The sequence below is a fragment of the Qipengyuania marincola genome (assembly GCF_029688625.1).
Lineage (GTDB): Bacteria > Pseudomonadota > Alphaproteobacteria > Sphingomonadales > Sphingomonadaceae > Qipengyuania.
On sequence record NZ_JARULC010000001.1, the window covers coordinates 491776 to 515655 of the forward strand.

The window sequence follows — 23880 nt, forward strand, 5'->3', positions numbered from 1 at the left end:
GGACCTTAGAAGGCATCTGCAGCATCGCAAAGGTTTCTGATCCGCGGCGGGGCAACCTGCCCCCAACTGCGTTGCAACCATGCCGCAATATCGTCCCATTCCACGCCTGGACGGTTGAGGATGACGCCGATCCATCCGCTCGCGCCGTAATAGGCCGACTTGTGGTAGGTATGCGGTTGCGCTTCCACGAGGTTTTCGAGCTCGTCCATGCTGCTGCATTTCACCAGCAGCGAAATGTGGGGCGTGCCGTGGTGCTGGTCGGAGAAATAAGCGAAATACTTGCCCGTTTTCTCGCTCCCCACCCGCCAGCCGGGCGAGCCATGGCTCTCGCGCTCATGCGTTTCAGGCAGGGCGAGGGCAAGCGCGCGAACCTTTTCCAGCAAATACTGCGGATCGTTCTCGCGCGAGACATATTCGGCCAGAACGCGCGGATAGAGCTGGTGCTCGGCAAGGCGCACGCGGCTTGCGAGCGTCTCGGGCGTATCGCCGCGCCAGATTGCGACTTCGACCTGCCCCAGCGCCTCGCCCGCGTCGAGTTCATCGGTGACGAGGTGGACCGTCGCGCCAGCATGGCTGTCACCCGCCGCGATCGCGCGTGCATGGGTGTCGAGGCCGGGGTATTTCGGCAGCAGCGAGGGGTGGATATTGAGCATCCGCCCCTCCCAGCGCGCGACGAACTCGGGGGTCAGGATCCGCATGTATCCCGCGAGGACGATATACTGCGCATCCGCTTCCTTCGCGGCGGCTTCCATTGCCGCGTCGTGCTCGGCGCGCGGCATGCCCTTGTGCGAAAGCGCGAAGGTAGCGATCCCCTCCGCCTGCGCCAACTCGAGCGCCTCGGCATCGGGATCGTTCGCTTCGACAAGGCAGATTTCGTAAGGGCAGGCAGGCAGGCGGCTGGCGTAAAGGAGGGCCGCCATATTGGTGCCCTTGCCGGACACGAAGACGGCGACGCGCGCCCTTCCGCCCTCAGTTTCAGGCATTATGCGTCGCCGACCAGTCCTCGCGCGCGGCCCATGTTCCGGCTCTGCCGCGGACTGTGCAGCCGCGCTCGCCCTCGACGATCTGACCGACCGGGAGAACCTGCTCACCCGCATCCTCCAGCCGTGTGCGGACAAGTTCCGCATGGGACGGTTCCACCGCCAGCACCATGCCCACGCCGCAATTGAAAGTGCGCGCCATTTCGACCGGCTCGATATTGCCCTGCGCCTGGAGAAAGGCCATCAGGCCCGGCTGCTCCCAGCCATCGGCATCGACTTCCGCATGCGCCCCTGCAGGCAGGACGCGCGGAATGTTTTCCAGCAGGCCACCGCCGGTGATATGCGCCATGGCGTCGATCAACCCGTCGCGCGCGAGCGGCAGCAGGCTCTGCACATAGATGCGCGTCGGCTCGATCAGCGTATCGATCAGCAGCCGGTCGCGGTCGAACAGGGCGGGGCGATCGAGTTTCCAGCTCTTGTCCGCAGCCAGACGACGCACCAGCGAAAAGCCGTTCGAATGGACGCCCGAACTCGCCAGACCGAGCAACACGTGGCCGGGCGCCACACGCTCGCCGGTCAGCTGTTCGCCGCGTTCGACTGCACCGACGCAGAACCCCGCAAGATCGTAGTCCCCGCTGGCATACATGCCCGGCATTTCCGCGGTCTCGCCCCCGATCAGCGCGCAGCCCGCCTGTTTGCAGCCGTCCGCGATCCCTGCGATCACCCGCTCTGCGACGCCGCTCTCCAGCTTGCCGGTGGCGAAATAATCGAGGAAGAACAGCGGTTCTGCGCCCTGCACGATCAGATCGTTCACGCACATGGCGACAAGATCGATGCCGACCGTGTCGTGGCGATCCGTGTCGATGGCGAGCTTAAGCTTGGTGCCGACCCCGTCATTGCCGGCAACCAGCAACGGGTCGCGGTATCCGGCCGCCTTCGGATCGAAAAACCCGCCGAATCCGCCGATCTCGCCATCGGCGCCGGGCCGCATGGTCGCTTTCACCAGCGGACCGATCGCGCGGACCAGCGCATTGCCAGCCTCGATCGAGACGCCCGCCTGCTCGTAGGTGTAGGAGGTCGATTTGTCGCCGGTTTCGCTGCTCATCGCACTGGCCTTACGCATTCGCGCTTGGATTTCCAGATTCCTTTCGGCAAAAGGCGCGCTGTTTCCCCGATGGATCACGCCCTCCCCCTCCGCACCGCGCCTCGACGCATCTGGCTCTGGCTGCTGGCTGGCCTTGCCGTGCTGGCCGCGCTGGGCGTGGTGGCCTGGGCGCAGGTCGGTGGCGAGCGCGGCATCGCGGCCATCGCCGCGTCGCGCGATATCGAGGTTTCCGGGATCGAGGTCGACGTGCGCGCCGACAGCGGCGAGGAAGCGCGCGAAGAAGCGTGGACCGAGGCGGCGCGGCTGGCGTGGGAAAAGATCGACGGCCCGGATTTGCCCGATTCCCAGATCGAAGGGCTGGTGTCCGCCATCGTGATCGAGCGCGAGCGGCTTGGCCCCCGGCGCTATATCGCTACGCTCGGCGTAATCTTCGATCGCTCGCGCGCAGCGCGTTATCTGGGCGAAGGCGGTGCTGCGTCGCGCTCTGCCCCCATGCTGCTCGTGCCCGTGACCATGTCGGCCGGCACGAACCTCGTCTACGAGCGCCGCAACGAATGGCAGCGCGCCTGGGCCGGTTTCCAAGCTGGGTCGAGCCGGATCGACTATGTCCGCCCCGTGGGGTCTGGCGGCGATTCGCTGATCGTGACCTATGGCCAGACGGGCCGCCGCAGCCGGGTCTGGTGGCGCAACGTGCTCGACCAATTCGGTGCGGCCGACGTGCTCGTTCCGGTCGCCCGCTTGCGCTACAGCTACCCGGGCGGACCGGTGGAGGGCACTTTCACCGCGCGCTACGGCCCCGACAACACCTATCTCGACAGCTTCACGATGAGCGCAGAGTCGCCCGAAGAATTGCCGGCGATGCTCGACCGCGCGGTGCAGCAATTCGACCGTATCTTTACCCAAGCCCTTGCCGACGGGAAGTTGCGACCCGACCCGACGCTCAATCTGGGATCGCCCGAATCCGATCCGGCGATCCAGCGCCTCATCGAACTGGGCCGCGCGCTGATGGCGCAGGATCGCGCCAATCGCCAGCAGGCGGAGCGGCCCGCCGAAACCGCCGAGCCGACTGCGGAGAGCGGCGACGCCATCACTGCCGCGCCGATCCGCAACCCGCCGCCCGAGGGCTCGGTCGCGCTCTACACGGTCCAGGTGGCGACGCCTGACGCGCCGGCCTTCGACGATGCCATGGCCGGCATTCGCGGGGCCAGCGGGGTGCGCAGCACCGGCGTTCGCAGCACCGCGATCGGCGGAACCTCGGTCGTGACGGTCAGCTATGCCGGTTCGATTGGCGAGCTGGCCGCCGCGTTGCGGGCTCGCGGATTTACCGTCACGCAGGGCAGCAACGCGCTCTCGATCTCGCGCTAGCCCGGCGGATCGTCCGCATGTCGCAAATCGCGCTTCCCCTCGTTCCAGTTGCTTCCGGCAAGCCGCTGGCGATCGTGATCGGCGACGGGAATCACGCCGTGGCCGAAGCTCTGGCTGTGCCCGAAACATGGCCGTTCCGGACCGCAATCCTGAAAGGTCCGCCGCGTTCGGGGAAATCGCTGATGGCGCGGTGGTTCGTCGATGCCGGCAAGGGTGGGGCGATTGACAGCGCGGACACGCAGGACGAGACATCGCTGTTCCATCGCTGGAACCGCGCGCAGGAAGATGGCCTGCCCCTGTTGCTCGTCGTCGATGGCGATGGCTGGGATGTCGGCCTGCCCGACCTGAAAACCCGGTTGCGCGCCTCGCTCCAGCTCGAGATCGGCCCGCCCGACGATGCCATGGAGGCCGACCTGATGCTTGCCCATGCCGAGCAGCGCGGGCTCGCGCTCGGCGAAGGCGCACCTGCCTATCTCGTGCCGCGAATGGAGCGCAGCTATGCCGCGATCGAGCGTGTGGTGGCCGAAATCGACCGGCTGAGCCTTGAACGCAAGGTGCCGGCAACCCTATCTGTCTGGCGTGACGCGCTCGAGGCGGTTCAGGGGCCGGAGCAGGGCCGCTTGCTTTAATCGCCGACAGATGGGAGAATAATGGCCATGTTCGAACGGCTGATCGCCTATCTCGACAGCGTGAAAGCGCGCGATCCCGCGCCGCGCACCCGCTGGGAAATCCTGACCTATCCGGGCGTCTGGGCGCTGTTCTACCATCGCATCGCGCATTGGCTGTTCGAAGCCGATCTGTTCTTCCTTGCCCGGCTGGTCAATCACTGGAGCCGGATGGTCACCGCGATCGACATTCATCCGGGTGCGACGATCGGCAGGAATTTCTTCATCGACCACGGTTTCACGGTGATCGGCGAGACCGCCGAAATCGGCGATGACGTGACCATCTACCAGAATGTGACGCTAGGCGGGACCAATCCCACCAATGGCAAGGGCGGCAAGCGGCATCCCAGCATCGGCGATGGCGTAATCATCGGGTCGGGCGCGCAGGTGATCGGGCCGATCACCGTGGGGCGCCGCGCGCGGATCGGGGCGAATGCCGTGGTGCTGGACGACGTGCCCGAAGGGGCCACCATGATCGGCATGAAGGCACGCAGCACGCTGGTGCCGGCAGAGGAATGGATCAAGGAATTCATCCCCTACGGCACGCCGTGCGAAGATGCGGAGGGCAACCGCATCGACTGCATCGAGAAGCTGGAAGGCGAACTTCGCGCCCTGCGTGACGAGGTTGCCGCCCTGCGCGCCGAACGCTCGGCTGATCCCCGCCGCACCGGGACCGGCGATTGATGAATTATCTCGGCGACAAGGTCGTTGCCTTTCCCGGACGCAAACCCAATCAGGTGGGCTTCGCGCGCGAGGAACTCATGCGCATCCTCGACCTCTACGGCAGAATGGTCGCAGCCGGCCAGTGGCGCGACTATGCGATGGATTTCACCAAGGACACGGCGACCTTTGCCGCCTTTCGCCGCACGGCGGAGCGGCCGCAGGCGCGGATCGAGAAACGGCCCTCCCTGCGCGGCCGCCAAGGCATGTGGACGCTGTTCGGCGAGCATGGCCAGGTGCTCAAGCGCGGGCACGAGCTCGCCAATGTCATTGCGCCCGTCGAGCGCCGCCTGCTGAAGGCGGTGGAGGACTGAGGCGTCAGGCGGTCGCCGGCAGGCTCGCCCGCGTGCTTTCCGGAAGCAGGCCGACCACCGCTGTGCGGATCGGCGTCCATAGCGCGCTCAGCGTCAGCAAGGCCGAACCGATGACCAGCGCAGTCAGCGCGAAGTTGAGCTCCACCGCGCCGAATTCGCGGAACAGCCAGGTGAGCGCAATAAGCACATAGGCCAGCGCCGACACGAGCAACGCGCGGCGATCGACTGCCAGCGCGACAAGGCCGAAGACGATATAGACGGCCACCACGGCCAGTGCCGCGCCGGCTCCGATATTGTCGCCATCGGTCACGCCGATCAGCGCGAACACCGGGTGCGCGATCATCGGGGCAGCGAGCAAGTGCAGCCAGAAGGCGACGTCGCTGCGCCGCGTGGACCGGGCAGTATCGCTCATGTCCCAGCGCATCGCGAAGGCGAAGATCACGAGCCCGACGAGGAAGACGACGCCCAGGACGACATTCTCCAGGCTTTCGCTGTTCGGCCCGATGACGGCGACGAGCAACAGGATCGCCATGCCCGCGACCGCAGCGGTCCCGGCGGCGATGGTGATCGGGACCATGAAGCGTTTCCAGTGAAACAGCGCCGCAACCGCAGTCAGCAGCGCCGCTGCGGCAAGCAGGATCACGCCGATCGTATCGTCATCGCCTGCATTGCCCTCGATCCAGCCCATGATGAGGCCCGCCTGCGCGACCATGACGCCGCCGACGAAGGCCAGCAGCAACAGAATGCTGGGCAGGGCCATGCGCCGCTTGCGGGTGAAAAATTCCGCCAGCAGCCACGCGGTGCCCGCGACGAAGGCGGCGGCAAGGCTCATCTGCAGCCCCTCGGCCCAGGCGCGTTGCTGCTGCGTCTGCTGCCACCACTCGTAGCTCCACTGCTCGCGCGCGATCTGCGGCGCGGGATAGATCCCGCCCGCCAGCGCCTGGCCGATGGCGCCCATTGCCAGGAGCAGGATGATGACGCCGATCGATACGAAGATATCGTTGAAGCCGGTTATCAGCCGAAAATGCTCTGCATCGGCGGGCATGGCCTCGCGCGTTTGCGCGACATGCGTGCGAAGTGCCTCCGCAGCATCGGCACTTATCGCGCCGGCCGCGACGGCCGAATTGAGATCTTCCTGGCTGTACAAAGGCCTATCCTCCCCGATTGATCGGAGGAGAATAGGCCCAAGTGTGTTACCCCGTCAATACGGCTGGAAGTCAGCCGCGGGCGCTGCTCGGGCCGGTGCCGGTTACCTTCTGCATCGCGGTCAGGATGGCGCCCGACTGTTCGGAGCCGCTCTGCGGCGCCTTGAGGTTGCTGAAGTCGCTGATCTTGTCCCAATTCGCGGCGAAGCCTTCGACGGTGCGCTCTTCGTCCTTCAGCCAGACGGCATCGTTCATCACCGTCCAGGCGGAGTGGAAACCGCCTGCGCCCGCGCCGACGATGGCATTGGTCGGCGCATCCTCGCTGACGAGGAAGAGCGCGGCCGGGACCACATTCACCGGATCGAACAGCTTGAACGCCTCTTCGGGGAAGAGGTCCTCGGTCATGCGCGTGCCGGCAACCGGCGAGATCGTGTTGACCTTGATATTGTATTTGGCGCCTTCCAGCTGGAGCGTCTTGGTCAGACCAGCGAGGCCGAGCTTGGCCGCACCGTAGTTCGCCTGACCGAAATTGCCGAACAGGCCGGTGGAGGACGCGGTCATCAGGATACGGCCATAGGCCTGCTCGCGCATGGTTTCCCAAGCAGCTTTGGTGACATTGGCCGATCCGTTGAGGTGCACGTCGACGACGAATTCGAAGTCGTCCATCGTCATCTTGGCAAAGGTCTTGTCGCGCAGCACGCCGGCATTGTTGATGACGATGTGCACGCCGCCCCACTTCTGCTTGGCGTCGGCGACCATCTTTTCCATCTGGTCGAATTCGGTGACGCTGCCGCCGTTCGACATCGCTTCGCCGCCCATCTTCTCGATTTCCTCGACAACCTGGAGGGCCATGTCGGAATGGCCAGTGCCGTCGCGTGCACCGCCGAGGTCGTTCACGACGACCTTCGCGCCGCGGCGGGCGAGTTCGAGCGCATATTCGCGGCCCAGACCGCCGCCGGCGCCGGTGACGATCGCTACCTTGTCCTTGAAATCGATGCTCATGGGGTGGCTCCTGCTGTTTTTCGTTTACGTAAAGGTCAATTGTGCAGTGCGGCGTGGCACTTTTGGCCTGGGCTTGCAACCGTATGCGCGGCATTCCGCCGTGCCGTAGGGGCAGGGCGACCACGGCCTGCCGGTCAGAGACGTTCCAGCGCCGAGACCAGCTCGGCCAGCGAATCGATCTCCGCATCCGCGCCCAATTGCCCGGGCGGCTTGTCGCAATAGCCATAGCGTGCGCCGATCACCGGGACCTGCGCGCCGCGCGCTGCCTTTACGTCATAGCTGCTATCGCCGACAAAGGCGAAACTGCCGCCGCCGCCGCGTTCCCGCGCCTCGATCAGCGGATCGGGCATGGGCTTCGCGCGATAGGTCCCGCTGTCATTCTTGCCGAGGCTGTTGCCGCCGATGATGGCGTAGAAATGTCCTGCCAGCCCCAGTTTGGTCAGGATCTGAACCGCAAATTCCTCGAACTTGTTGGTGACGAGGGCAAGCTTCGCTCCGCGATCGGCCAGCGCCACCAGCGCTTCCTCCGCATGCGGATAGGCCCGCGTGTGCACGGCATTGTGTTCCGAATAATAGGCCAGCATCTGTTTATAGAGCTGGCGAAACTCGTCATCCGGCAGGCCACCCTGCGCATCGATCGCCTGCTTCAGCATGATCTTGGCACCGCCACCGATCAGGTCGCTTGCACTGTCGGCGGGGACGGGATCGAAGCCGCCCAGCCGCAACGCATGGTTCACTGCAGCGCCCAGGTCGCGGTGGCTTTCGACCAGCGTGCCGTCGAGGTCGAAGCCGACGATGTCGAAGCGCAGATTGCTCATGCATTGCGGGGTGGCGGATGGTTCTTCAATCCGCAAGCATTTGGTGGCATGGCCCGCGCATGAACCAAAGCAAAGACTTCGCCGCCATCATCCTTGCCGCGGGCAAGGGCACCCGCCTCAAGAGCGGGCTGCACAAGGTCCTGCACAATATCGCGGGCCGCCCGATTATCGAGCATCTGATGGCATCGGTATCCACGCTGGAGCCTGCACGCACGATCGTGATCGTGGGCGACGAACGCCAGCAGGTGGTGGATCAGGTGTGCGACCGCGCCGAATGCGTGGTGCAGGAACCGCAGCTGGGCACCGGACATGCGGTGGCACAGGCGAAGGAAGCCTTGCGCGATTTCTCGGGCGACGTGCTGATGTTGCTGGGCGACGCGCCCTTCATCAAGACCGACACGATGCGCGAGATGCTGGCCCGGTTGAATGCGCCCGATGCCCCGGCGGTCGTCGTGCTGGGCTTCGAGCCGGACGATCCGCGCGAGTATGGTCGCGTTATCACGCATGCCGACATGACGATCGAGAAGATGGTCGAGTTCAAGGATGCCAATGAGGCCGAGCGGGCCTGTCGCCTGTGCAATTCGGGGCTGATGGCCGCGAAGGCGCAGGATCTGTTCGCGCTGCTCGACCGGCTCGATAACGACAATGCGCAGGGCGAGTACTACCTCCCCGACATCGTCAACGTGGCGGTGAAGGACGGGCGGACCTGCGCTGCGGTCAGGACCGAGCGGCCGCATGAAGTGGTCGGCATCAACAGCCGCAAGGAACTCGCCGCCGCCGAGGCGCAGTGGCAGGAGCTGAAGCGGGAAGAGGCGATGGAGAACGGTGTCACGCTGAAGGCGCCCGAGACGGTCTTCTTCAGCTACGACACCGAACTTGCGCCCGATGTTACGGTGGAACCCAATGTCGTCTTCGGACCCGGCGTCTCCGTGGCCAGCGGAGCCCGCATCCGGGCCTTCAGCCATCTCGAGGGCGCGCATGTCGGCGAGAGCTGCGAGGTCGGCCCCTATGCGCGCCTGCGCCCGGGGGCGGTGATGGAGAAGGGTGCCAAGGTCGGCAATTTCGTCGAGATGAAGAAGGCGACGCTGGGCGAAGGAGCCAAGGCCAGCCATCTCACCTATTTGGGCGACGCCGAAATCGGCGCCGGTGCGAATATCGGCGCAGGCACCATCACCTGCAATTACGATGGTTATTTCAAGTACAAGACCGTGATCGGCGAGCGCGCCTTCATCGGCTCGAACAGCGCGCTGATCGCGCCTGTCACCATCGGCGACGACGCGATTGTCGCCGCAGGCAGCGCGGTCAGCCGCGATGTCGGGGCGGGCGACCTGCGCATGGTGCGCGCCGAGCAAATCGTCAAACCCGGCTGGGCCGATCGCTTTCACGATACCATGAAGAAAAAGAAAGCCGCGGAGAAGAAGGGCTGAGCGAGGGCCGCGAGACTTGTTGGCTGTGCGAGCGCGAGCTGGGCTGGCGCGTCCAGCAGCATCACCCGGTGCCGAAGTCGAAAAAGGGTCGCTTCACCGTGCCGGTCCATCCGATCTGCCACCGGGCGATCCACGCCAACTTCACCAATGCCGAACTTGCCCGCATCGGCGAGGACCGCGAGGCGTTGCTGCAAAATGCGGCGCTCGCGAAATTCGTCAAATGGGTATCGGACAAGCCGCCTGACTTCCATGCGCCGACGCGCACCGGGAGATAGCGCGGCCGGGGAACGCGCGCTCCGCCAGACGCGTTGATGGGCAAAGCCGAAAAGGAGGCTGGCATCATGCGTTTCTGGAAAGTGGCGGCGATCGGCGCCGCAGTCGCGACGGCGGGGGCCGCCGCCGTCTATGCGCAATATCGCAGCTCGGTCGACGAGCCGGAATTCACCCTGCTGATGGACGAGGGCGAGTTCCAGTTGCGCCGATACCAGCCGATGATCGTGGCCGAGGTCACGCATACCGGCGCGCGGCGCAAGTCGCTCGAGGCTGGCTTCAAACGCCTCGCGGCCTACATCTTCGCCGAAGACCGGCCGGGCGAGAAGATCGCGATGACCAGCCCGGTCATGCAGGACCAATCGGAAAAGATCGCCATGACGGCCCCGGTCATGCAGGATGGCGGCGATGGTACCGGCACCTGGCGCACGCGCTTTGTCATGCCGGCCGAATACACGATGGAGACGCTGCCTACCCCGCCGCAGGATATCGCGCTGGAGGAGGTGCCCGAGCGCAAGATCGCCGCGATCCGCTTCTCCGGGCGTGGCACCAACGACGATTTGCGCGAGCAGGAAGCGGCTCTGCGCCGGTGGATCGCATCCAAGGGCCTCGTGCCCTCCGGCGAGGCCGAATACGCCTTCTACGATGCGCCCATGGTGCCGCCTCCGATGCGCCGGAACGAGGTCATGATCCCGGTCGGATGATTTTTGAAAAAGGGGCGACCGATCGGCCGCCCCTTTTCTTTGCGTCGAGGCCCAGTGGCGTCAGCCGCCGCTGCGTTCGTCGTCCGCCAGCTGTTGCAGCAGATAGACATATTGCAGCGCCTGCAGTTGCGCGCGCTGTTCGTTGTCCACGCCGCCCGAGTGGCCGCCGGTCAGTTCCTCATAATAGTAATAGGGCTGGCCGAGCGCCTTCAGCTTCGCAGCACCCTTGCGCGCATGCGCCGGATGCGTGCGGTCATCGGCAGTCGAGGCCCAGAGGAAGGGCGTCGGATAGTCAACGCCTTCGACGATCTTCTGATAGGGCGAATAACCTTCGATCCATTCACGCTGTTCGGGAATGCGCGGGTCGCCATATTCGCCGATCCACGACGCTCCGCGCCCGATCACGTGGTAGCGCAGCATGTCGAACAGCGGGATTTGCACGATCGCCGCATCGAACAGGTCGGGTCGCTGGGTAAAGGCCGTGCCGACCAGCAGGCCGCCCTGGCTGCCGCCCTGGATGCCGAGATGGTCGGGCGTGGTAATCCCGCGCGCAATCGCATCCTCGGCGATTGCGATGAAATCGTCCCAGGTGCGCTGCTTGTTCTCGCGGATGGCGGTCTGGTGCCACATCGGGCCGAATTCGCCGCCGCCGCGCATGTTGCCGAGGATATAGACCCCGCCGCGCTCCAGCCACATCTTGCCAGTCGTACCGAGATAAGCGGGCAGGCGCGGGACCTGGAAGCCGCCATAGCCGGTCAGCAGCGTCGGATTGGTTCCGTCGAGCTCCATGCCTGCCGGCTTGACCACGAAGTAGGGGATTTTCGTCCCGTCCTTGCTGGTCGCCTCGAACTGCTCGACATCCATGCCGGCGCTGTCGAAATAGGCCGGCTCGGTCTTCAGCACTTCCATCTCGCCGCTTTCGCCGTCGAGATAATAAAGGCTGGTCGGATTGAGGAAGTCGGTGACGGTGAACATCACCTCGTCCCGCTCGTCGGACGATGCGGCGATGCCGATGGTGGCGTTTTCGGGAAGGCCGACCTCGTTGCGCACCCATGCGCCGTCTTCATAGTCGAGCTTCATCACCTTGCCGCGCACATTGTCGAGCAGGGTGACGTAGAGGCTATCGGAGGTGATCGATGCGCCGCGCTTGGTCTGGCGGTCTTCCGGGGCCCAGACAAGTGTCTTGGTAGCGCCGTTGGGATCGGCCTTGAATGCCTCCAGATCGACGGCGACCAGCGCATCGGCCGGAAAGGTCTGGTCCTGCGTTTCCCAGTCCACATCGGTCGAAAACAGGAGTTGGTCGTCGACGATCCCGTAGGGCGAAGCCCTCAGCGGGATGTCCAGCCGGACCCATTCGCCGTCTTTCTGGAAATAATGCTCGGTCTCGTGGAAGCTGACCGCGCGGAAGGCGGTATAGCCGTGGACGACGGCATCGCCATCGCGCAACAGGCTGGCGCCCGACCACACGTCGCTCTGCTCGCCACGGAAGATCTCGGGTGCATCATCGATGCTGGTGCCGCGCTTCCAGACGCGTGTGCTGAGCGGATACTCGCTGTCGGTCAGCGACCCTTCGCCGAAGTCGCGGCTGACCAGCAGCGTGTTTTCGTCGAGCCACTGGATGCCGCCCTGGCTTTCGTTCTCGAGCGTGAAACCGCCCTCGACGAAGCTTTTCGTCGCCATGTCGAATTCGCGCAAGATGGTAGCATCCTTGCCGCCATCGCTCAGCGCGATCATGCACAGGCGCTGGGCCGGTGGCAGGCAGGTCGAGCCCTTGTAGACCCACTCGCGGCCCTCCGCCTCGGCCAGGGCGTCGACATCCAGCACGGTTTCCCATTGCGGATCGTCGGTGCGATAGCTTTCCAACGTGGTGCGGCGCACGAGGCCGCGCGGATTGTCCTTGTCCTGCCAGAAATTGTAAAGCCCGTCCGGGCGGATCGAGACATAGGGGACCTTGTCCTCGCTGTCGTAGATCGCCAGCGCTTCGGCTTTCAGCGTCTCGAACCGCGGATCGGCCGCCAGCGCCGCCATGGTCAGGTCGTTTTCGGAGCGCACCCAATCAAGCGCTTCCTCGCTGCGGGCTTCCTCGAGCCAGATGTAGGGATCTTCGTCGGGTCCGGGCACGCCGTCCTGCGCGGCGGCGGGCGTAGTGGTGGCTAGCGTCATGGCTGCGGCCATGGCGAGCGAGGATACGAGTTTCAAGTGCAGTCTCCCATGCGATCAACGCCTTGTGGGGCATGACGCAGGGACTGCGCAAGAGGGGAGGCTATCGACAGAAGCCGGACTCCGGTCGACGAAAGACGCTCGCGTAAACGAAAAAGGGCGACCCGCGGGCCGCCCTTCGAATTCGATGTCTTGGAGCGTCAGCTCTCGACGTGTTCGGCGAGAACCGTCAGCCCCTTGTCGCCCACTTCGGCAAAGCCGCCGCGGACCTCGATGGTCTCGGGGCTGCCGCCTTCGGTCTTGTAGACCTGTACCGCGCCGTCGCGAATGGTGGACATGAAGGGCGCATGGCCTTCGAGCACGCCGAATTCGCCTTCCGCGCCGGGGACGACCACCATGTGGACCTCCTCGGACCGGACCAGCTTCGCCGGCGTGACCAGTTCGAAATGCAGCGCCATGCTCAGTCTTCTTCCGCCATCTTCTTGGCCTTCTCGACCGCCTGGTCGATGCCGCCGACCATGTAGAAGGCGCTCTCGGGCAGGTGGTCGTATTCACCGTCGACCACAGCCTTGAACGACTTGATGGTGTCTTCGAGCTGCACGAACACCCCCGGAATGTTGGTGAAGACCTCGGCAACGTGGAACGGCTGCGAAAGGAAGCGCTGGATCTTGCGGGCGCGGGCCACGGTCAGCTTATCTTCTTCCGACAGTTCGTCCATGCCGAGAATGGCGATGATGTCCTGCAGACTCTTGTACTTCTGCAGCGTTTCCTGAACGCGGCGCGCAGTCTCGTAGTGCTCCTGGCCGACGACGCGCGGTTCGAGCACGCGGCTGGTCGAGTCGAGCGGGTCAACGGCCGGGTAGATGCCGAGCTCCGAGATCGCGCGGCTCAGCGTGGTCGTTGCGTCCAAGTGGGCGAACGAGGTTGCCGGTGCCGGGTCGGTAAGGTCGTCGGCGGGAACGTAGATGGCCTGGACCGAGGTGATCGAACCCTTGGTGGTCGAGGTGATGCGTTCCTGCAGATTGCCCATGTCGGTGGCGAGCGTCGGCTGGTAGCCAACGGCCGAAGGAATACGGCCGAGCAGGGCCGACACTTCCGAACCCGCCTGCGTGAAGCGGAAGATGTTGTCGACGAAGAACAGCACGTCCTGGCCTTCGACGTCGCGGAAGTATTCCGCCATGGTCAGGCCCGAGAGAGCGACGCGGGCACGCGCACCCGGAGGCTCGTTCATCTGGCCGAAGACGAGGGCCACCTTCGACCCGTCCGACTTGGCGTTGCCGTCTTCGTCCTTGGCGATAACGCCGGCGTCGAGAAACTCGTGATAAAGGTCGTTACCTTCGCGGGTACGTTCACCCACACCGGCAAAGACGGACACGCCGCCATGGCCCTTTGCGATGTTGTTGATGAGTTCCTGGATCAGCACGGTCTTGCCGACGCCCGCACCGCCGAACAGGCCGATCTTGCCGCCCTTTGCGTAGGGGGCGAGGAGGTCGATGACCTTGATGCCGGTGACGAGGATGGCCGCTTCGGTCGACTGATCGACGAAGAGCGGGGCTTCCGCGTGGATCGGGCTGGTCTGCTCGGCGCCGATCGGGCCGCGCTCGTCGATCGGTTCGCCGACGACGTTCATGATGCGGCCGAGCGTCTTCGGACCGACCGGGACCGAGATCTGCGCGCCGGTGTTGACGACTTCCTGGCCGCGAGTGAGGCCGTCGGTGCCGTCCATCGCGATGGTGCGCACGGTGTTCTCACCGAGGTGTTGCGCGACTTCGAGGACCAGCGTGTTGTCGCCGTTCTTCGTCTCGAGCGCGGTGAGGATGGCGGGCAGCTCGCCTTCGAACTGCACGTCGACGACGGCGCCGATGACCTGGCTGATGGTGCCGTTGGGCGATTGGTTGAGTACGGGTGCGGTGGCCATGATCTATGTCCTGACTAGTGGTTTCTTGCGCGCCTTAGCCGACGCAGACTTGTTCCGGATTGGCGAAGGTCCAGTCGCCGTCGCCGGCAGTAAGGGTCGCCTTGTTGCGCAGATATTCGTCTTCACCGAGGCCGAATTCGCACAGCACGTCGGGCGAACCCATGCCGGCGCGGCGGCATACGGCCGTATTGACGGGTTCGGCATCGGGGCACTGTTCGGCGTACTTCTCAGTGAAATAGGCCTGGTCCGGTGCGGCGAGCGATTCGACCGGCTCCGGTGCTGCAACGGTTTCGGCCGGGGCCGGCGTTTCGGCGGCTTCCTGACCACAGGCGGCGAGGGCGAACAGCGGGAGGATGAGGGCAAGTTTCTTCACGTGGGAGTCCTTACAGTGCTTCCGCACCGGCAATAATCTCGATGAGTTCGGTGGTGATGGCGGCCTGGCGGCTGCGGTTGTACTGGATCGTGAGCTTCTGGATCAGGTCGCCCGCGTTGCGCGTGGCGTTGTCCATCGCGGTCATCGAGGCGCCCTGTTCGGAAGCCTCGCGCTCCAGCAGCGCACCGAACAATTGCGTCTTGACGTAACGCGGCAGCAGTTCCTCGAGGATTTCCTCCTCGCCCGGCTCATATTCCACCACGGCATCGCCGGCCGAGCCGGTCTCGCCTTCCGGTGAGGGAACCGGAATCAGCTGATCGACGGTCGGATCCTGCGCCAGGGCCGACTTGAAAATCGGATAGACGAGGTGCGCAACGTCGAATTCGCCCTTCTCGAAGCGCTCGATCAGGTCGTCGGCGATCGCTTCGGCTTCCTCGAAGCCGGGCTGGCGGACGTCGGAGGTGTCGAAATGCTTCTCGATCCGGTTCTCGAAGTCGCGCTTGATCGGCGCGCGGCCTTTCTTGCCGACGAGGTAGAACTTCACGTCCTTGCCCTCGGCAAGCAGCGCACGAGCCTTAGCCTTGGCTGCCTTGACGATGTTGGCATTGAGACCGCCGCACAGGCCCTTGTCGGTGTTTACGACCACCAGCAAATGGCGCTTGTCCGATCCGGTGCCCTTGAGCAGCTTGGGTGCGCTGTCGCCGCTCACCTTGCCGGCGAGGCTGGCCATCACGCCCGACAGCCGCTCGGCATAGGGGCGCGCGGCTTCGGCAGCCGCCTGCGCACGACGCAGCTTGGCCGCCGCGACCATCTGCTTGGCCTTGGTGATCTTCTGGGTCGACTTGACCGAGTTGATCCGGCCCTTGAGTTCCTTGAGGCTAGCCATTTCGGCTCCCTATCTCGTGTTCTCGCGCGGGCTTAGGCGAACTGCTTGGCGAAGGTCTTGAGCGCGTCGACGACCTTGTTCTTGGTGTCGTCCTCGAACTTGCCGGTGTCGCGAATTTCGGCGAGCACATCGGCATGCTCGCTGCGCATGTAGCTGAGCATCTGCGCTTCGTAGTCGGTCACGCGGTCCACGGCGACATCGTCGAGATAGCCGTTGGTGCCCGCGAAGATCGACACAACCTGTTCTTCAACCGGCATCGGCGAGAACTGCGGCTGCTTGAGCAGCTCGGTCAGGCGCGCACCGCGGTTAAGCAGCTTCTGCGTCGCGGCGTCAAGGTCGGAACCGAACTGCGCGAAGGCAGCCATTTCGCGATACTGGGCGAGGTCAAGCTTCATCGAGCCCGAGACCTTCTTCATCGCCTTGGTCTGGGCGGCACCGCCAACGCGGCTGACCGACAGGCCGACGTTAATCGCCGGACGGATGCCCTGATAGAACAGGTCGGTCTCGAGAAAGATCTGGCCGTCGGTGATCGAGATCACGTTGGTCGGGATGTAGGCCGACACGTCGCCCGCCTGCGTTTCGATGATCGGCAGTGCGGTGAGCGAACCGCCGCCTTCCGCCTTGTTCATCTTCGCCGCGCGCTCGAGCAGGCGGCTGTGGAGGTAGAACACGTCGCCCGGATAGGCTTCGCGGCCCGGCGGACGGCGCAGCAGGAGCGACATCTGGCGATAGGCCACAGCCTGCTTCGAGAGGTCGTCATAAACGATCACGGCGTGCATGCCGTTGTCGCGGAAGAATTCGCCCATAGCGCAGCCGGTGTAGGGCGCGAGATACTGCAGCGGGGCGGGCTCCGAAGCGGTCGCGGCGACGACGATCGAATATTCCATCGCGCCGTTTTCTTCGAGCTGGCGTACGATCTGCGCAACGGTCGAACGCTTCTGGCCGACGGCGACATAGACGCAGTAAAGCTTCTTGCCCTCGTCGTCGCCCGCGTTGAGGCCCTTCTGGTTGATGAAGGTATCGATCGCGACGGCCGACTTGCCTGTCTGGCGGTCGCCGATGATCAGTTCGCGCTGGCCGCGGCCGACGGGAACGAGCGCGTCGATAGCCTTGAGGCCCGACTGCACCGGCTCACTGACCGACTCGCGCGGGATGATGCCCGGCGCCTTTACTTCGACGCGGCGGCGTTCGCTCGATTCGATCGGGCCCTTGCCGTCGATCGGGTTGCCGAGCGCGTCGACCACGCGGCCGAGCAGGCCCTTGCCGACGGGAACGTCCACGATGGTGCCGGTGCGCTTCACGCTGTCGCCTTCGGCGATATCCGTGTCGGCACCGAAGATCACCGCGCCGACGTTGTCGGCTTCGAGGTTCAGCGCCATGCCCTGAACGCCGTTGGCGAATTCGATCATTTCGCCGGCCTGGACGTTGTCGAGGCCGTGGATGCGGGCAATACCGTCACCCACGCTCAGCACGGAACCGACCTCGCTGACTTCGGCTTCGGTCCCGAAATTGGCGATCTGGTCCTTGATGACCTTGGAGATTTCTGCGGCGCGGATATCCATGATGTGTGTCCTTTAAGCCTTCATGGCCTGGGAAAGCGAATTGAGACGGGTGCGGATCGAGCCGTCGATGCGCTTCGATCCGATGGTGACGACGAGGCCGCCGAGAAGCTCGGGGTCGACCTTCGTGGAAAGCTTGACCGTGCGGCCTTCGCGGGCCGTCAGCTTGGTCTTGAGATCGGCTAGCTGCGCATCGGTGAGGGCGTGCGCGCTGGTGACTTCGGCAGTCACTTCGCCGCGCTGTGCGGCGGCGATCGCGCGGAAGGCGCGGATGACCTGCGGCAGTTGCGACAGGCGACGGTTCTGCGCCAGCACGCCGAGGAAGTTCTGCGTCAGATCGGACAGGCCCATGATCGCCGAAACGCCCCACAGCGCCTTTTCCGCGGCACCGCGCGAGACCTTGGGGTTGGTGGTGAGCATGCGCAGCTCGTCCGATTCGTTCAGCCCGGCTTCGAGCTTTTCGAGGTCCGATTCGACGGCGGTGACCGTGCCGGCCTCGCTTGCGAGATCGAACAGGGCCGAGGCGTAACGGCCTGCCAGGCTAGCCTGAATACCGGCGGAAATATCCACGCGCTTGAGGTCCTCTTGGGTCCGGAGAAAACTTTGTGTGTCCATGCCGGATGCGGGCGACGGATACCATCGCCCCGGCAGGGTCGGCGCGCGCCTAGCAAAGGCCCCTGCCAAAGGCAAGCCGACTCCCCGCTGGAATCTGGACTCCGTGCGCCGCTGGCGTAGAATGCTGCCCATAGCGTGGGAGAGACGCGATGGAGATGGTGCCGCTGGCCCGCAAGTGCGGGGTCGAGATCAAAGGGGTCCGGTTGAGCGAGGCCGGGGGCGAGACGCTCGATGCGATCCGTAGCGCGATCTACGAACACGGTGTGGCGCTGTTTCGCGGGCAGGATGATTTTACCCCGCAAGCGCATATCGCCTTCGCCAAGCGGTGGGGCGGGATCGACATCAACAATTACTTCCCGCTGACCGACGAGCATCGCGAGATCGCGGTCGTGCGGAAGAAGGCCGACCAGATCATGAATATCGGCGGGGACTGGCACACCGACCATTCCTACGACCAGATACCCGCGATGGGTTCGATCCTGGTTGCCCGCACGCTGCCGCCCAATGGGGGCGACACGCTATTCGCTCATATGGGCGAGGCCTATGACGCGCTGCCCGACGACCTGAAGGAGGAGATCGAGGGGCTGGAGGCATTCCATTGCGCCGATCATATCTACAAGTCGGATGGTCTCTATGCGAAGACCGACATGGGCAGCGACCTGCGCGGGCAGGACCTCAAGACCGGCGCGACCCATCCGGTGGTGATCCGCCACCCGGTGACGGGTCGCAAGCTGCTCTATGTCAATCGGGCCTTCACGGTGAACATCGTCGGCCGGACGCGCGAGGAGAGCCTGCCGCTGCTCCAGCGGCTCTATGCCGAGGCGCTGGCGGCGGACAACACCTGCCGCGTCCAATGGGAGCCGGGAGCGGTCGCGATCTGGGACAATCGGACGACGTGGCACAATGCGCTGAACGACTATCAGGGTCACGCGCGCGAAATGCATCGCATTACGCTGAGCGGACAAGCGCTGGCCGCCTAGGCCGGCAGCGCTAGTTTCGCGGCGCGCATTCGTAGACCAGCCGTTCGTTCGGCTGCTGCGGCAACTGCCCGAGAACCTCGGTCTGCAGATCGCCGAGCCTGCTGGCGGCATCGCCTGCGCCGCACTTGGGGGCGGTATAGCGGGCACGCGCCTCGCGCGCAGCGCTCATCTCGCTGCGCGGCAGCAGGTAGCGTTCGACGCGATAAATGCGGCGGTCGGGGTCGAAGCTGTTGACCGAGACAGCGTCTTCCGAATTGGGCACGAAGACGCGGCTCCAGGTGCCGCCGGCAAAGCCATATTGCGTACGCTCGTTGACGCAGCCGCTCGACTGCCAGTCGAACGTCAGGTCCTGCGCCTCGGCGCTGGTGATTCGGCTGCGCTCGGGCAGCAGCGTGCACTGCAGGGCGAGGTCGCCATTGGAAGAGGCCGTGGGCGTATCGTTATCAGCGTCCTCGCCTTCCTGCATGGCGGCGGCGACCCGTCGGTCGATCTCGTCGAGGCCCGGGCGCGTGAGATAGGCCGCCAGCGCGGCCAGCACGATGACGATCGTTATCCCCGCAACAATACGCAGGCGTTTCTCGTCGCGCGGCTCGGCATTGTAGAGCGCGATGGTCCACTGGCCGAGCGCGAAAGCCACCAGTAGCAGCACGAAGGCCAGGAACACCCGATCCTCGCGTTCTGTCATGACCGATTGTTCGGCCTCGAATTGGGCGCGCTCCCGTTTCAGCCGCGTCTGTTCGCTGCGCTGTGCGAGATCGGCGCGCGCGGCATCCTGCTCCTGCTCGATCCGCTCGCGTTCGGCGGCATTCAGTTCGGCCATTGAAATGCAGGGTTGCTCGTTGACGCGCGGCGTCACGCCATTGGCGCGCAGGAAGGGGAGCAATTCGCGCATGGAGACGGCGAAGAAGAACTCGGCATCGCCGCCCTCATTGTCGGCGCCGAAGCTGTTGACCCCCAGCACGCGGCCACAGCTATCGAGAAGCGGCCCGCCCGAATTGCCGCGTGCGATCGGGGCGGTGTGAAGGATGGTGTCGAACTGGCGGCTCGGCCGCGCGCCGGAGATGAAGCCGCGGCTCTTGACCGGCGGCTGGCTGCGGAAAATGTCGCCGATCTCCAGCCCCTGCGCGCGGTCGACGTTCATGGGATAGCCGACGCTCGTTACTTCGCCGCTATCGGGAGCCGGGCCGCCCGCCAGCGCGAGGCGCGGCAGGCGCAGCGATCCGGTCAGCTGAAGCAGTGCAAGGTCGTTCCTACTCGAACGGGCCACCAGCCGCGCATAAGTCGCTTCGCCGCCGCCGCTCGGAATGATGCCGATCTGCAAGTCCTCGTCGCGGATCGCATCCTCGACCACATGGGCATTGGTGACGACCATGTCGCCCGATACGGCAAATCCGGTGCCGTGGCTGACGGGAAACAGTTCGCCATCATCGTCACCGATGATGAGCACCCGCACCACGCCACGCGCCGCGGCATCGATGTCGGCTGGCTCGGCATGGAGCATCGCCGGTGCGAGCAAGGCCAGTGCGGCCGCAAGACATGTCAGAAATCGTCCCATCCGCGGCAGCTTTTGGCCGGCAATCGCTTTGATCGCAAGCGGCGGGATGCACGGTGTGCGCAAGACTGGTCAAAAGGGCCGTGCGATCGGCTATGGAGATGGTGATGAGCATTGGCGAGAACGAAGCCTGGATGGCGGTAAAGCGGCGCGACCGTTACTATGACGGGCGTTTCGTCACGGGTGTGCTGAGCACCGGGATCTACTGCCGCCCGTCCTGCGCTGCGCGTCATCCCCTGCGGGAAAACGTGCGATTCTTCACTAGCGGGGCCGAGGCGCGTGCGGCGGGCCTACGCGCCTGTAAGCGCTGCCTGCCCGACGATGTCGCACGCGACGAGGCTGCGGTTCTGTCGGCGATCGACGAAATCCGACAGGCGGAGGACGCACCCTCGCTCATCGCGCTGGCGCAGATCGCGGGCTACTCGCCCACCCATTTCCAGCGGGTGTTCAAGCGCGCCACCGGCCTTTCGCCCGCTGCCTATGCCCGCGCCTTGCGGGAAGAGCGCGCACGCGACGCGCTGAGCGCGGGTGAGAGCGTGACCGACGCGATCTACGAGGCGGGCTATGGCTCCGCCTCGCGCTTCTACGAGGACATGAAAGGACGGCTGGGGATGACGGCAAGCGACTGGCGCGACGGCGGGAAGGGCCGAACGATCAGGTGGTCGGTCGTCGAGACCAGCCTTGGCCAAATGTTGATTGCTGCGACCGAGGAAGGCGTGTGCTGCCTCTCGTTCGGGGAAGGCGAGGCCGAATTGTGTGCCCGCTTCCCCAAGGCCGAACTGGTCGAGGGAAGCGAAGATTTCGAAGCCCTGTTCGACAAGGTTGTCAAAGCGGTGGAGCGACCAGGGAGCGACGTGTCGGCCATTCCCCTTGACGTGAAGGGCACCGCCTTCCAGCAGCGAGTGTGGCAGGCCTTGCGCGACATCCCCCCGGGCGAAACCCGCAGCTATGGCGAACTGGCTGCTGCGCTCGGCAATCCTAAGGCAAGCCGTGCAGTGGGCGGCGCGAACGGCGCCAACAATATCGCCGTGCTCATTCCCTGCCACCGGGTCGTCCAGGCGGATGGTTCGATCGGCGGCTACGCCTACGGCACCGAAATCAAGTCCGAACTGCTGAGACGCGAGAAGGAATAATCCCATGAGAATCGACGATTTCGCGGCGCTGCATACCAGCGCCGAACCCCTCGTGCTGTTCAACATCTGGGATGCGGGCAGCGCCGCAGCCGTGGCTCGCGCCGGCGCGCGGGCGATCGCGACCGGGTCCCTGTCGCTTGCCGGAGCGCAAGGCTTCGATGATGGCGAGGCGCTACCGTTCGACGCCTTGCTGGCGACGGTGCGGCAGATCACACCCGCTTGCGCCCTGCCGGTCAGCGTGGATGTCGAAACCGGGTATGCGGAGAGCGCGGCGGGCGTAGGAGCCAACCTTGCAAAACTGCGCGAGGCTGGGGCCGTCGGCTGCAATCTGGAGGATCGCCTGATTGCCGGCGAAGGCTTGCGCTATGTGTCCGAACAGTGCGAGCGCATCGAAGCCGCAGCATCGGCCGGCTTGTTCGTGAACGCGCGGACCGACCTGTTCCTCGCGCCGCTGATGGCGGGCGAAGACCCGAACCGTGCGGATCTTGTCGACGCCGCGATCGAACGGGCGGCGGCGTATGGTGCGGCGAGGGCCGGTTGCTTTTTCGCTCCGGGCCTGTCGGAACCGGAGCTGATCGAGCGGCTCTGCCGTGAGGTCGCATTGCCGGTGAATGTCATGCGGCTGCCGTCCATGATTTCCAATCACGACCTGTCCGCGCTTGGCGTGGCACGGATCAGCTACGGACCTGCGCCATGGCGCGATGCCATCGCGCAGGTCGAAGCGGCAGCCGCGGCCGCGTTTTCATAGGCGCAGTTAGTCGGCGCCGACGAAGATTGCTTTGGCGTTGGCGAATTCCTTGATGCCGAAACCGCCGTGTTCGCGGCCATATCCGGAATTCTTGACCCCGCCGAAAGGCATGGACGGATCGGCCACGCCATAGGTGTTGATGAAGACCATGCCGGTGTCGAAGTGCTTGCTCGCCATTTCGATCGCGCGATCGATGTCGCCGCACAGGATTCCGCCGCCCAGGCCATAGCGGCTGTCGTTGGCGAGCCGCATGGCGTCCTCGTCGTCCTTCGCGCGGATAACGCTTGCGACCGGGCCAAACAACTCGTCGTCATAGGCGGGCTGGCCGGGCGCGACATCGGTCAGGACGGTGGCAGGATACCAAGCGCCCTTCCGGTCGGGAATGCTCCCACCGCAGGCGATCTTTGCGCCCTTCTTGACCGACTCGTCCACCTGCTCTTGCAGATCGTCGCGCAGGTCGGCGGAGGACATCGGTCCCATGTCGCTGTCCTCGTCGGTCGGGTCGCCCAGTTTCACGCCCTCGAAATGGGCGACGAACTTCTCGAGGAAAGCGTCGTAGACCTTATCGGTCACGATGAAGCGCTTGCCGTTGATGCAGGTCTGGCCGTTGTTGTAGAGCCGGGCCCGCGCGCAGACTTTTGCCGCCTTGTCGAGATCTGCGTCCTCCAGCACCATATAGGCGTCGTTCGAGCCGAGCTCGAGCACGGTCGGCTTGATTGCCTTACCCGCTTTTTCGCCGACATGGCGGCCCGCCCCGTCCGAACCGGTGAGCGTGACGCCGCGCACCTTGTCATGCTCGATGATCGCATCGGACGTGTCGTGATCGATCACCAGAACGGTGAAAAGGTTTTCCGGTAGGCCTGCATCCTTGAAGATTGTCTCGATCATCAGCCCGCTGCCGGTGCATAGCGAGGAGTGCTTCAGCAGCACGCCATTGCCGACCATCAGGCTGGCGATGGCGTAGCGGATCACTTGATAGGCCGGGAAGTTCCACGGCTGGATGCCATAGACCACACCAATGGGCGAATAGGTGACGATGCCGCGCGCCGCATTGTTCGGGTCGCGCTGTTCGTCGGCGAGTTCGGATGGCCCGTTGGCCGCGGTGTAATCGCAGATGGCCGCACATAGCTCGACCTCGTCGCGGCTGTCGCCGATCAGCTTGCCGACCTCCCGCGTCATCAGCTGGGCGAGCTCTTCCTTGGTGTCGCGCAGGCCCTTGCCGAGGCCTTTGATGACTTCGGCCCGGTCTTCGAGGCTGCGCTGCTTCCACTCGGTAAAGGCCTTGTGACAGGCCTCGACCTTGGCAAAGGCTTCGTCTTTCGAGAGCTGCTGATAGGTTTCGATGTCTTCGCCGGTGGCGGGATTGACGGTGGTGATGCTGGACATGGGGCCTCTTTCGGTTTGGCGTTTGCCCCATCAATGGCCGAGTGCGGTGCCCCGT

General features: G+C 64.8%; 24 protein-coding genes. 10 read left to right on the forward strand and 14 right to left on the reverse strand.

The annotated features are described in order from the left end of the window. Nucleotides 1-5 precede the first annotated feature (5 nt). Nucleotides 6-983 carry a phosphoribosylglycinamide formyltransferase gene (gene purN, locus P8Q88_RS02435; protein ID WP_278322234.1) on the reverse strand — a complete coding sequence of 326 codons (978 nt, stop codon included), beginning with the start codon at nucleotides 981-983 and terminating at the stop codon, nucleotides 6-8. After that, nucleotides 976-2085, reverse strand: coding sequence for a phosphoribosylformylglycinamidine cyclo-ligase (gene purM / locus P8Q88_RS02440; protein WP_278322235.1), 1110 nt, complete (start codon nucleotides 2083-2085; stop codon nucleotides 976-978). The genes purN and purM overlap by 8 nt, the downstream gene beginning before the upstream one ends. Nucleotides 2086-2154: 69 nt before the next feature. Here purM and P8Q88_RS02445 point away from each other — a divergent pair, with 69 nt between their 5' ends. Genes P8Q88_RS02445 through P8Q88_RS02460 form a run of 4 tightly spaced genes read left to right on the forward strand, consistent with a single transcriptional unit; the run spans nucleotide 2155 to nucleotide 5149 of the window. Beyond that, nucleotides 2155-3450, forward strand: coding sequence for a heavy-metal-associated domain-containing protein (locus tag P8Q88_RS02445; RefSeq protein ID WP_278322236.1), 1296 nt, complete (start codon nucleotides 2155-2157; stop codon nucleotides 3448-3450). 17 nt (nucleotides 3451-3467) lie between these two features. Next, entirely contained in the window at nucleotides 3468-4079 is a 612-nt protein-coding gene (locus P8Q88_RS02450; RefSeq protein WP_278322237.1) for a P-loop NTPase family protein, read from the forward strand. A 27-nt stretch (nucleotides 4080-4106) separates the two neighbouring features. Further along, a complete protein-coding gene (gene epsC, locus P8Q88_RS02455) occupies nucleotides 4107-4799 on the forward strand; it encodes a serine O-acetyltransferase EpsC (RefSeq protein ID WP_278322756.1) in 693 nt (230 codons plus the stop codon). Then, nucleotides 4799-5149, forward strand: coding sequence for a DUF2794 domain-containing protein (locus P8Q88_RS02460; protein WP_278322238.1), 351 nt, complete (start codon nucleotides 4799-4801; stop codon nucleotides 5147-5149). Before epsC ends, P8Q88_RS02460 begins: the two co-directional genes overlap by 1 nt. Nucleotides 5150-5153: 4 nt before the next feature. Here the strand turns inward: P8Q88_RS02460 and P8Q88_RS02465 are convergent, their stop codons facing one another. The 3 genes from P8Q88_RS02465 to P8Q88_RS02475 form a co-directional block, all read right to left on the reverse strand. After that, a complete protein-coding gene (locus tag P8Q88_RS02465; protein ID WP_278322239.1) occupies nucleotides 5154-6296 on the reverse strand; it encodes a hypothetical protein in 1143 nt (380 codons plus the stop codon). Between the two features lie 70 nt (nucleotides 6297-6366). Further along, complete coding sequence (locus tag P8Q88_RS02470; RefSeq protein ID WP_278322240.1) at nucleotides 6367-7296, reverse strand: SDR family NAD(P)-dependent oxidoreductase; 930 nt, start codon at nucleotides 7294-7296, stop codon at nucleotides 6367-6369. Nucleotides 7297-7430: 134 nt separating this feature from the next. Beyond that, a complete protein-coding gene (locus P8Q88_RS02475; RefSeq protein WP_278322241.1) occupies nucleotides 7431-8114 on the reverse strand; it encodes an HAD hydrolase-like protein in 684 nt (227 codons plus the stop codon). 59 nt (nucleotides 8115-8173) lie between these two features. On the opposite strand from P8Q88_RS02475, the gene glmU reads away from it, so the two are divergent. The 3 genes from glmU (at nucleotide 8174) to P8Q88_RS02490 (ending at nucleotide 10515) form a co-directional block, all read left to right on the forward strand. After that, nucleotides 8174-9541: a bifunctional UDP-N-acetylglucosamine diphosphorylase/glucosamine-1-phosphate N-acetyltransferase GlmU gene (glmU, locus tag P8Q88_RS02480; RefSeq protein ID WP_278322242.1), complete on the forward strand. Its 1368-nt coding sequence runs from the start codon at nucleotides 8174-8176 to the stop codon at nucleotides 9539-9541. A 68-nt stretch (nucleotides 9542-9609) separates the two neighbouring features. Beyond that, a complete protein-coding gene (locus tag P8Q88_RS02485) occupies nucleotides 9610-9816 on the forward strand; it encodes a hypothetical protein (RefSeq protein WP_347569000.1) in 207 nt (68 codons plus the stop codon). 66 nt (nucleotides 9817-9882) lie between these two features. After that, complete coding sequence (locus P8Q88_RS02490) at nucleotides 9883-10515, forward strand: SOUL family heme-binding protein (protein ID WP_278322243.1); 633 nt, start codon at nucleotides 9883-9885, stop codon at nucleotides 10513-10515. Nucleotides 10516-10575: 60 nt separating this feature from the next. On the opposite strand, the gene P8Q88_RS02495 is transcribed toward P8Q88_RS02490, so the two are convergent. The 7 genes from P8Q88_RS02495 to P8Q88_RS02525 all read right to left on the reverse strand — a co-directional run bounded on the left by P8Q88_RS02495 (nucleotide 10576) and on the right by P8Q88_RS02525 (nucleotide 17981). Next, nucleotides 10576-12714, reverse strand: a complete 2139-nt coding sequence (locus P8Q88_RS02495; protein ID WP_347569001.1) for a prolyl oligopeptidase family serine peptidase — start codon at nucleotides 12712-12714, stop codon at nucleotides 10576-10578. Between the two features lie 161 nt (nucleotides 12715-12875). Beyond that, nucleotides 12876-13133 carry an ATP synthase F1 subunit epsilon gene (locus tag P8Q88_RS02500; RefSeq protein WP_278322244.1) on the reverse strand — a complete coding sequence of 86 codons (258 nt, stop codon included), beginning with the start codon at nucleotides 13131-13133 and terminating at the stop codon, nucleotides 12876-12878. A 2-nt stretch (nucleotides 13134-13135) separates the two neighbouring features. Then, entirely contained in the window at nucleotides 13136-14593 is a 1458-nt protein-coding gene (gene atpD, locus P8Q88_RS02505; protein ID WP_278322245.1) for a F0F1 ATP synthase subunit beta, read from the reverse strand. A 34-nt stretch (nucleotides 14594-14627) separates the two neighbouring features. Further along, nucleotides 14628-14966 (reverse strand): hypothetical protein, encoded by a 339-nt coding sequence (locus P8Q88_RS02510; protein ID WP_278322246.1) that lies wholly within the window; start codon nucleotides 14964-14966, stop codon nucleotides 14628-14630. A gap of 10 nt (nucleotides 14967-14976) precedes the next feature. After that, nucleotides 14977-15852 (reverse strand): F0F1 ATP synthase subunit gamma, encoded by an 876-nt coding sequence (locus P8Q88_RS02515; RefSeq protein ID WP_278322247.1) that lies wholly within the window; start codon nucleotides 15850-15852, stop codon nucleotides 14977-14979. Nucleotides 15853-15884: 32 nt separating this feature from the next. Then, a complete protein-coding gene (gene atpA, locus P8Q88_RS02520; RefSeq protein ID WP_278322248.1) occupies nucleotides 15885-17414 on the reverse strand; it encodes a F0F1 ATP synthase subunit alpha in 1530 nt (509 codons plus the stop codon). A 12-nt stretch (nucleotides 17415-17426) separates the two neighbouring features. Continuing rightward, nucleotides 17427-17981, reverse strand: coding sequence for a F0F1 ATP synthase subunit delta (locus tag P8Q88_RS02525; RefSeq protein ID WP_278322249.1), 555 nt, complete (start codon nucleotides 17979-17981; stop codon nucleotides 17427-17429). A gap of 194 nt (nucleotides 17982-18175) precedes the next feature. On the opposite strand from P8Q88_RS02525, the gene P8Q88_RS02530 reads away from it, so the two are divergent. Continuing rightward, nucleotides 18176-19006, forward strand: a complete 831-nt coding sequence (locus tag P8Q88_RS02530) for a TauD/TfdA dioxygenase family protein (protein WP_278322250.1) — start codon at nucleotides 18176-18178, stop codon at nucleotides 19004-19006. Nucleotides 19007-19016: 10 nt separating this feature from the next. Here P8Q88_RS02530 and P8Q88_RS02535 read toward each other — a convergent pair whose 3' ends face one another. Next, complete coding sequence (locus P8Q88_RS02535; protein WP_278322251.1) at nucleotides 19017-20561, reverse strand: S1 family peptidase; 1545 nt, start codon at nucleotides 20559-20561, stop codon at nucleotides 19017-19019. 104 nt (nucleotides 20562-20665) lie between these two features. On the opposite strand from P8Q88_RS02535, the gene ada reads away from it, so the two are divergent. Together ada and P8Q88_RS02545 are read left to right on the forward strand one after the other, a co-directional pair. Then, nucleotides 20666-21691 carry a bifunctional DNA-binding transcriptional regulator/O6-methylguanine-DNA methyltransferase Ada gene (gene ada / locus P8Q88_RS02540; RefSeq protein WP_446532526.1) on the forward strand — a complete coding sequence of 342 codons (1026 nt, stop codon included), beginning with the start codon at nucleotides 20666-20668 and terminating at the stop codon, nucleotides 21689-21691. A gap of 4 nt (nucleotides 21692-21695) precedes the next feature. Further along, on the forward strand, nucleotides 21696-22439 hold the full coding sequence (locus tag P8Q88_RS02545; RefSeq protein ID WP_278322253.1) for an isocitrate lyase/PEP mutase family protein: 744 nt from the start codon (nucleotides 21696-21698) through the stop codon (nucleotides 22437-22439). A 6-nt stretch (nucleotides 22440-22445) separates the two neighbouring features. Here P8Q88_RS02545 and P8Q88_RS02550 read toward each other — a convergent pair whose 3' ends face one another. Next, a complete protein-coding gene (locus P8Q88_RS02550; protein WP_278322254.1) occupies nucleotides 22446-23825 on the reverse strand; it encodes an NAD-dependent succinate-semialdehyde dehydrogenase in 1380 nt (459 codons plus the stop codon). Nucleotides 23826-23880 lie beyond the last annotated feature (55 nt).

What these genes read in the sequence shown, in the direction of transcription:
- purN (WP_278322234.1), bottom strand. Translation starts at nt 983, where the DNA reads ATGCCTGAAACTGAGGGCGGAAGGGCGCGCGTCGCCGTCTTCGTGTCC.
- purM (WP_278322235.1), bottom strand. Translation starts at nt 2,085, where the DNA reads ATGAGCAGCGAAACCGGCGACAAATCGACCTCCTACACCTACGAGCAG.
- P8Q88_RS02445 (WP_278322236.1), top strand. Translation starts at nt 2,155, where the DNA reads ATGGATCACGCCCTCCCCCTCCGCACCGCGCCTCGACGCATCTGGCTC.
- P8Q88_RS02450 (WP_278322237.1), top strand. Translation starts at nt 3,468, where the DNA reads ATGTCGCAAATCGCGCTTCCCCTCGTTCCAGTTGCTTCCGGCAAGCCG.
- epsC (WP_278322756.1), top strand. Translation starts at nt 4,107, where the DNA reads ATGTTCGAACGGCTGATCGCCTATCTCGACAGCGTGAAAGCGCGCGAT.
- P8Q88_RS02460 (WP_278322238.1), top strand. Translation starts at nt 4,799, where the DNA reads ATGAATTATCTCGGCGACAAGGTCGTTGCCTTTCCCGGACGCAAACCC.
- P8Q88_RS02470 (WP_278322240.1), bottom strand. Translation starts at nt 7,296, where the DNA reads ATGAGCATCGATTTCAAGGACAAGGTAGCGATCGTCACCGGCGCCGGC.
- P8Q88_RS02475 (WP_278322241.1), bottom strand. Translation starts at nt 8,114, where the DNA reads ATGAGCAATCTGCGCTTCGACATCGTCGGCTTCGACCTCGACGGCACG.
- glmU (WP_278322242.1), top strand. Translation starts at nt 8,174, where the DNA reads ATGAACCAAAGCAAAGACTTCGCCGCCATCATCCTTGCCGCGGGCAAG.
- P8Q88_RS02490 (WP_278322243.1), top strand. Translation starts at nt 9,883, where the DNA reads ATGCGTTTCTGGAAAGTGGCGGCGATCGGCGCCGCAGTCGCGACGGCG.
- P8Q88_RS02500 (WP_278322244.1), bottom strand. Translation starts at nt 13,133, where the DNA reads ATGGCGCTGCATTTCGAACTGGTCACGCCGGCGAAGCTGGTCCGGTCC.
- atpD (WP_278322245.1), bottom strand. Translation starts at nt 14,593, where the DNA reads ATGGCCACCGCACCCGTACTCAACCAATCGCCCAACGGCACCATCAGC.
- P8Q88_RS02515 (WP_278322247.1), bottom strand. Translation starts at nt 15,852, where the DNA reads ATGGCTAGCCTCAAGGAACTCAAGGGCCGGATCAACTCGGTCAAGTCG.
- atpA (WP_278322248.1), bottom strand. Translation starts at nt 17,414, where the DNA reads ATGGATATCCGCGCCGCAGAAATCTCCAAGGTCATCAAGGACCAGATC.
- P8Q88_RS02530 (WP_278322250.1), top strand. Translation starts at nt 18,176, where the DNA reads ATGGAGATGGTGCCGCTGGCCCGCAAGTGCGGGGTCGAGATCAAAGGG.
- P8Q88_RS02535 (WP_278322251.1), bottom strand. Translation starts at nt 20,561, where the DNA reads ATGGGACGATTTCTGACATGTCTTGCGGCCGCACTGGCCTTGCTCGCA.
- ada (WP_446532526.1), top strand. Translation starts at nt 20,666, where the DNA reads ATGAGCATTGGCGAGAACGAAGCCTGGATGGCGGTAAAGCGGCGCGAC.
- P8Q88_RS02545 (WP_278322253.1), top strand. Translation starts at nt 21,696, where the DNA reads ATGAGAATCGACGATTTCGCGGCGCTGCATACCAGCGCCGAACCCCTC.
- P8Q88_RS02550 (WP_278322254.1), bottom strand. Translation starts at nt 23,825, where the DNA reads ATGTCCAGCATCACCACCGTCAATCCCGCCACCGGCGAAGACATCGAA.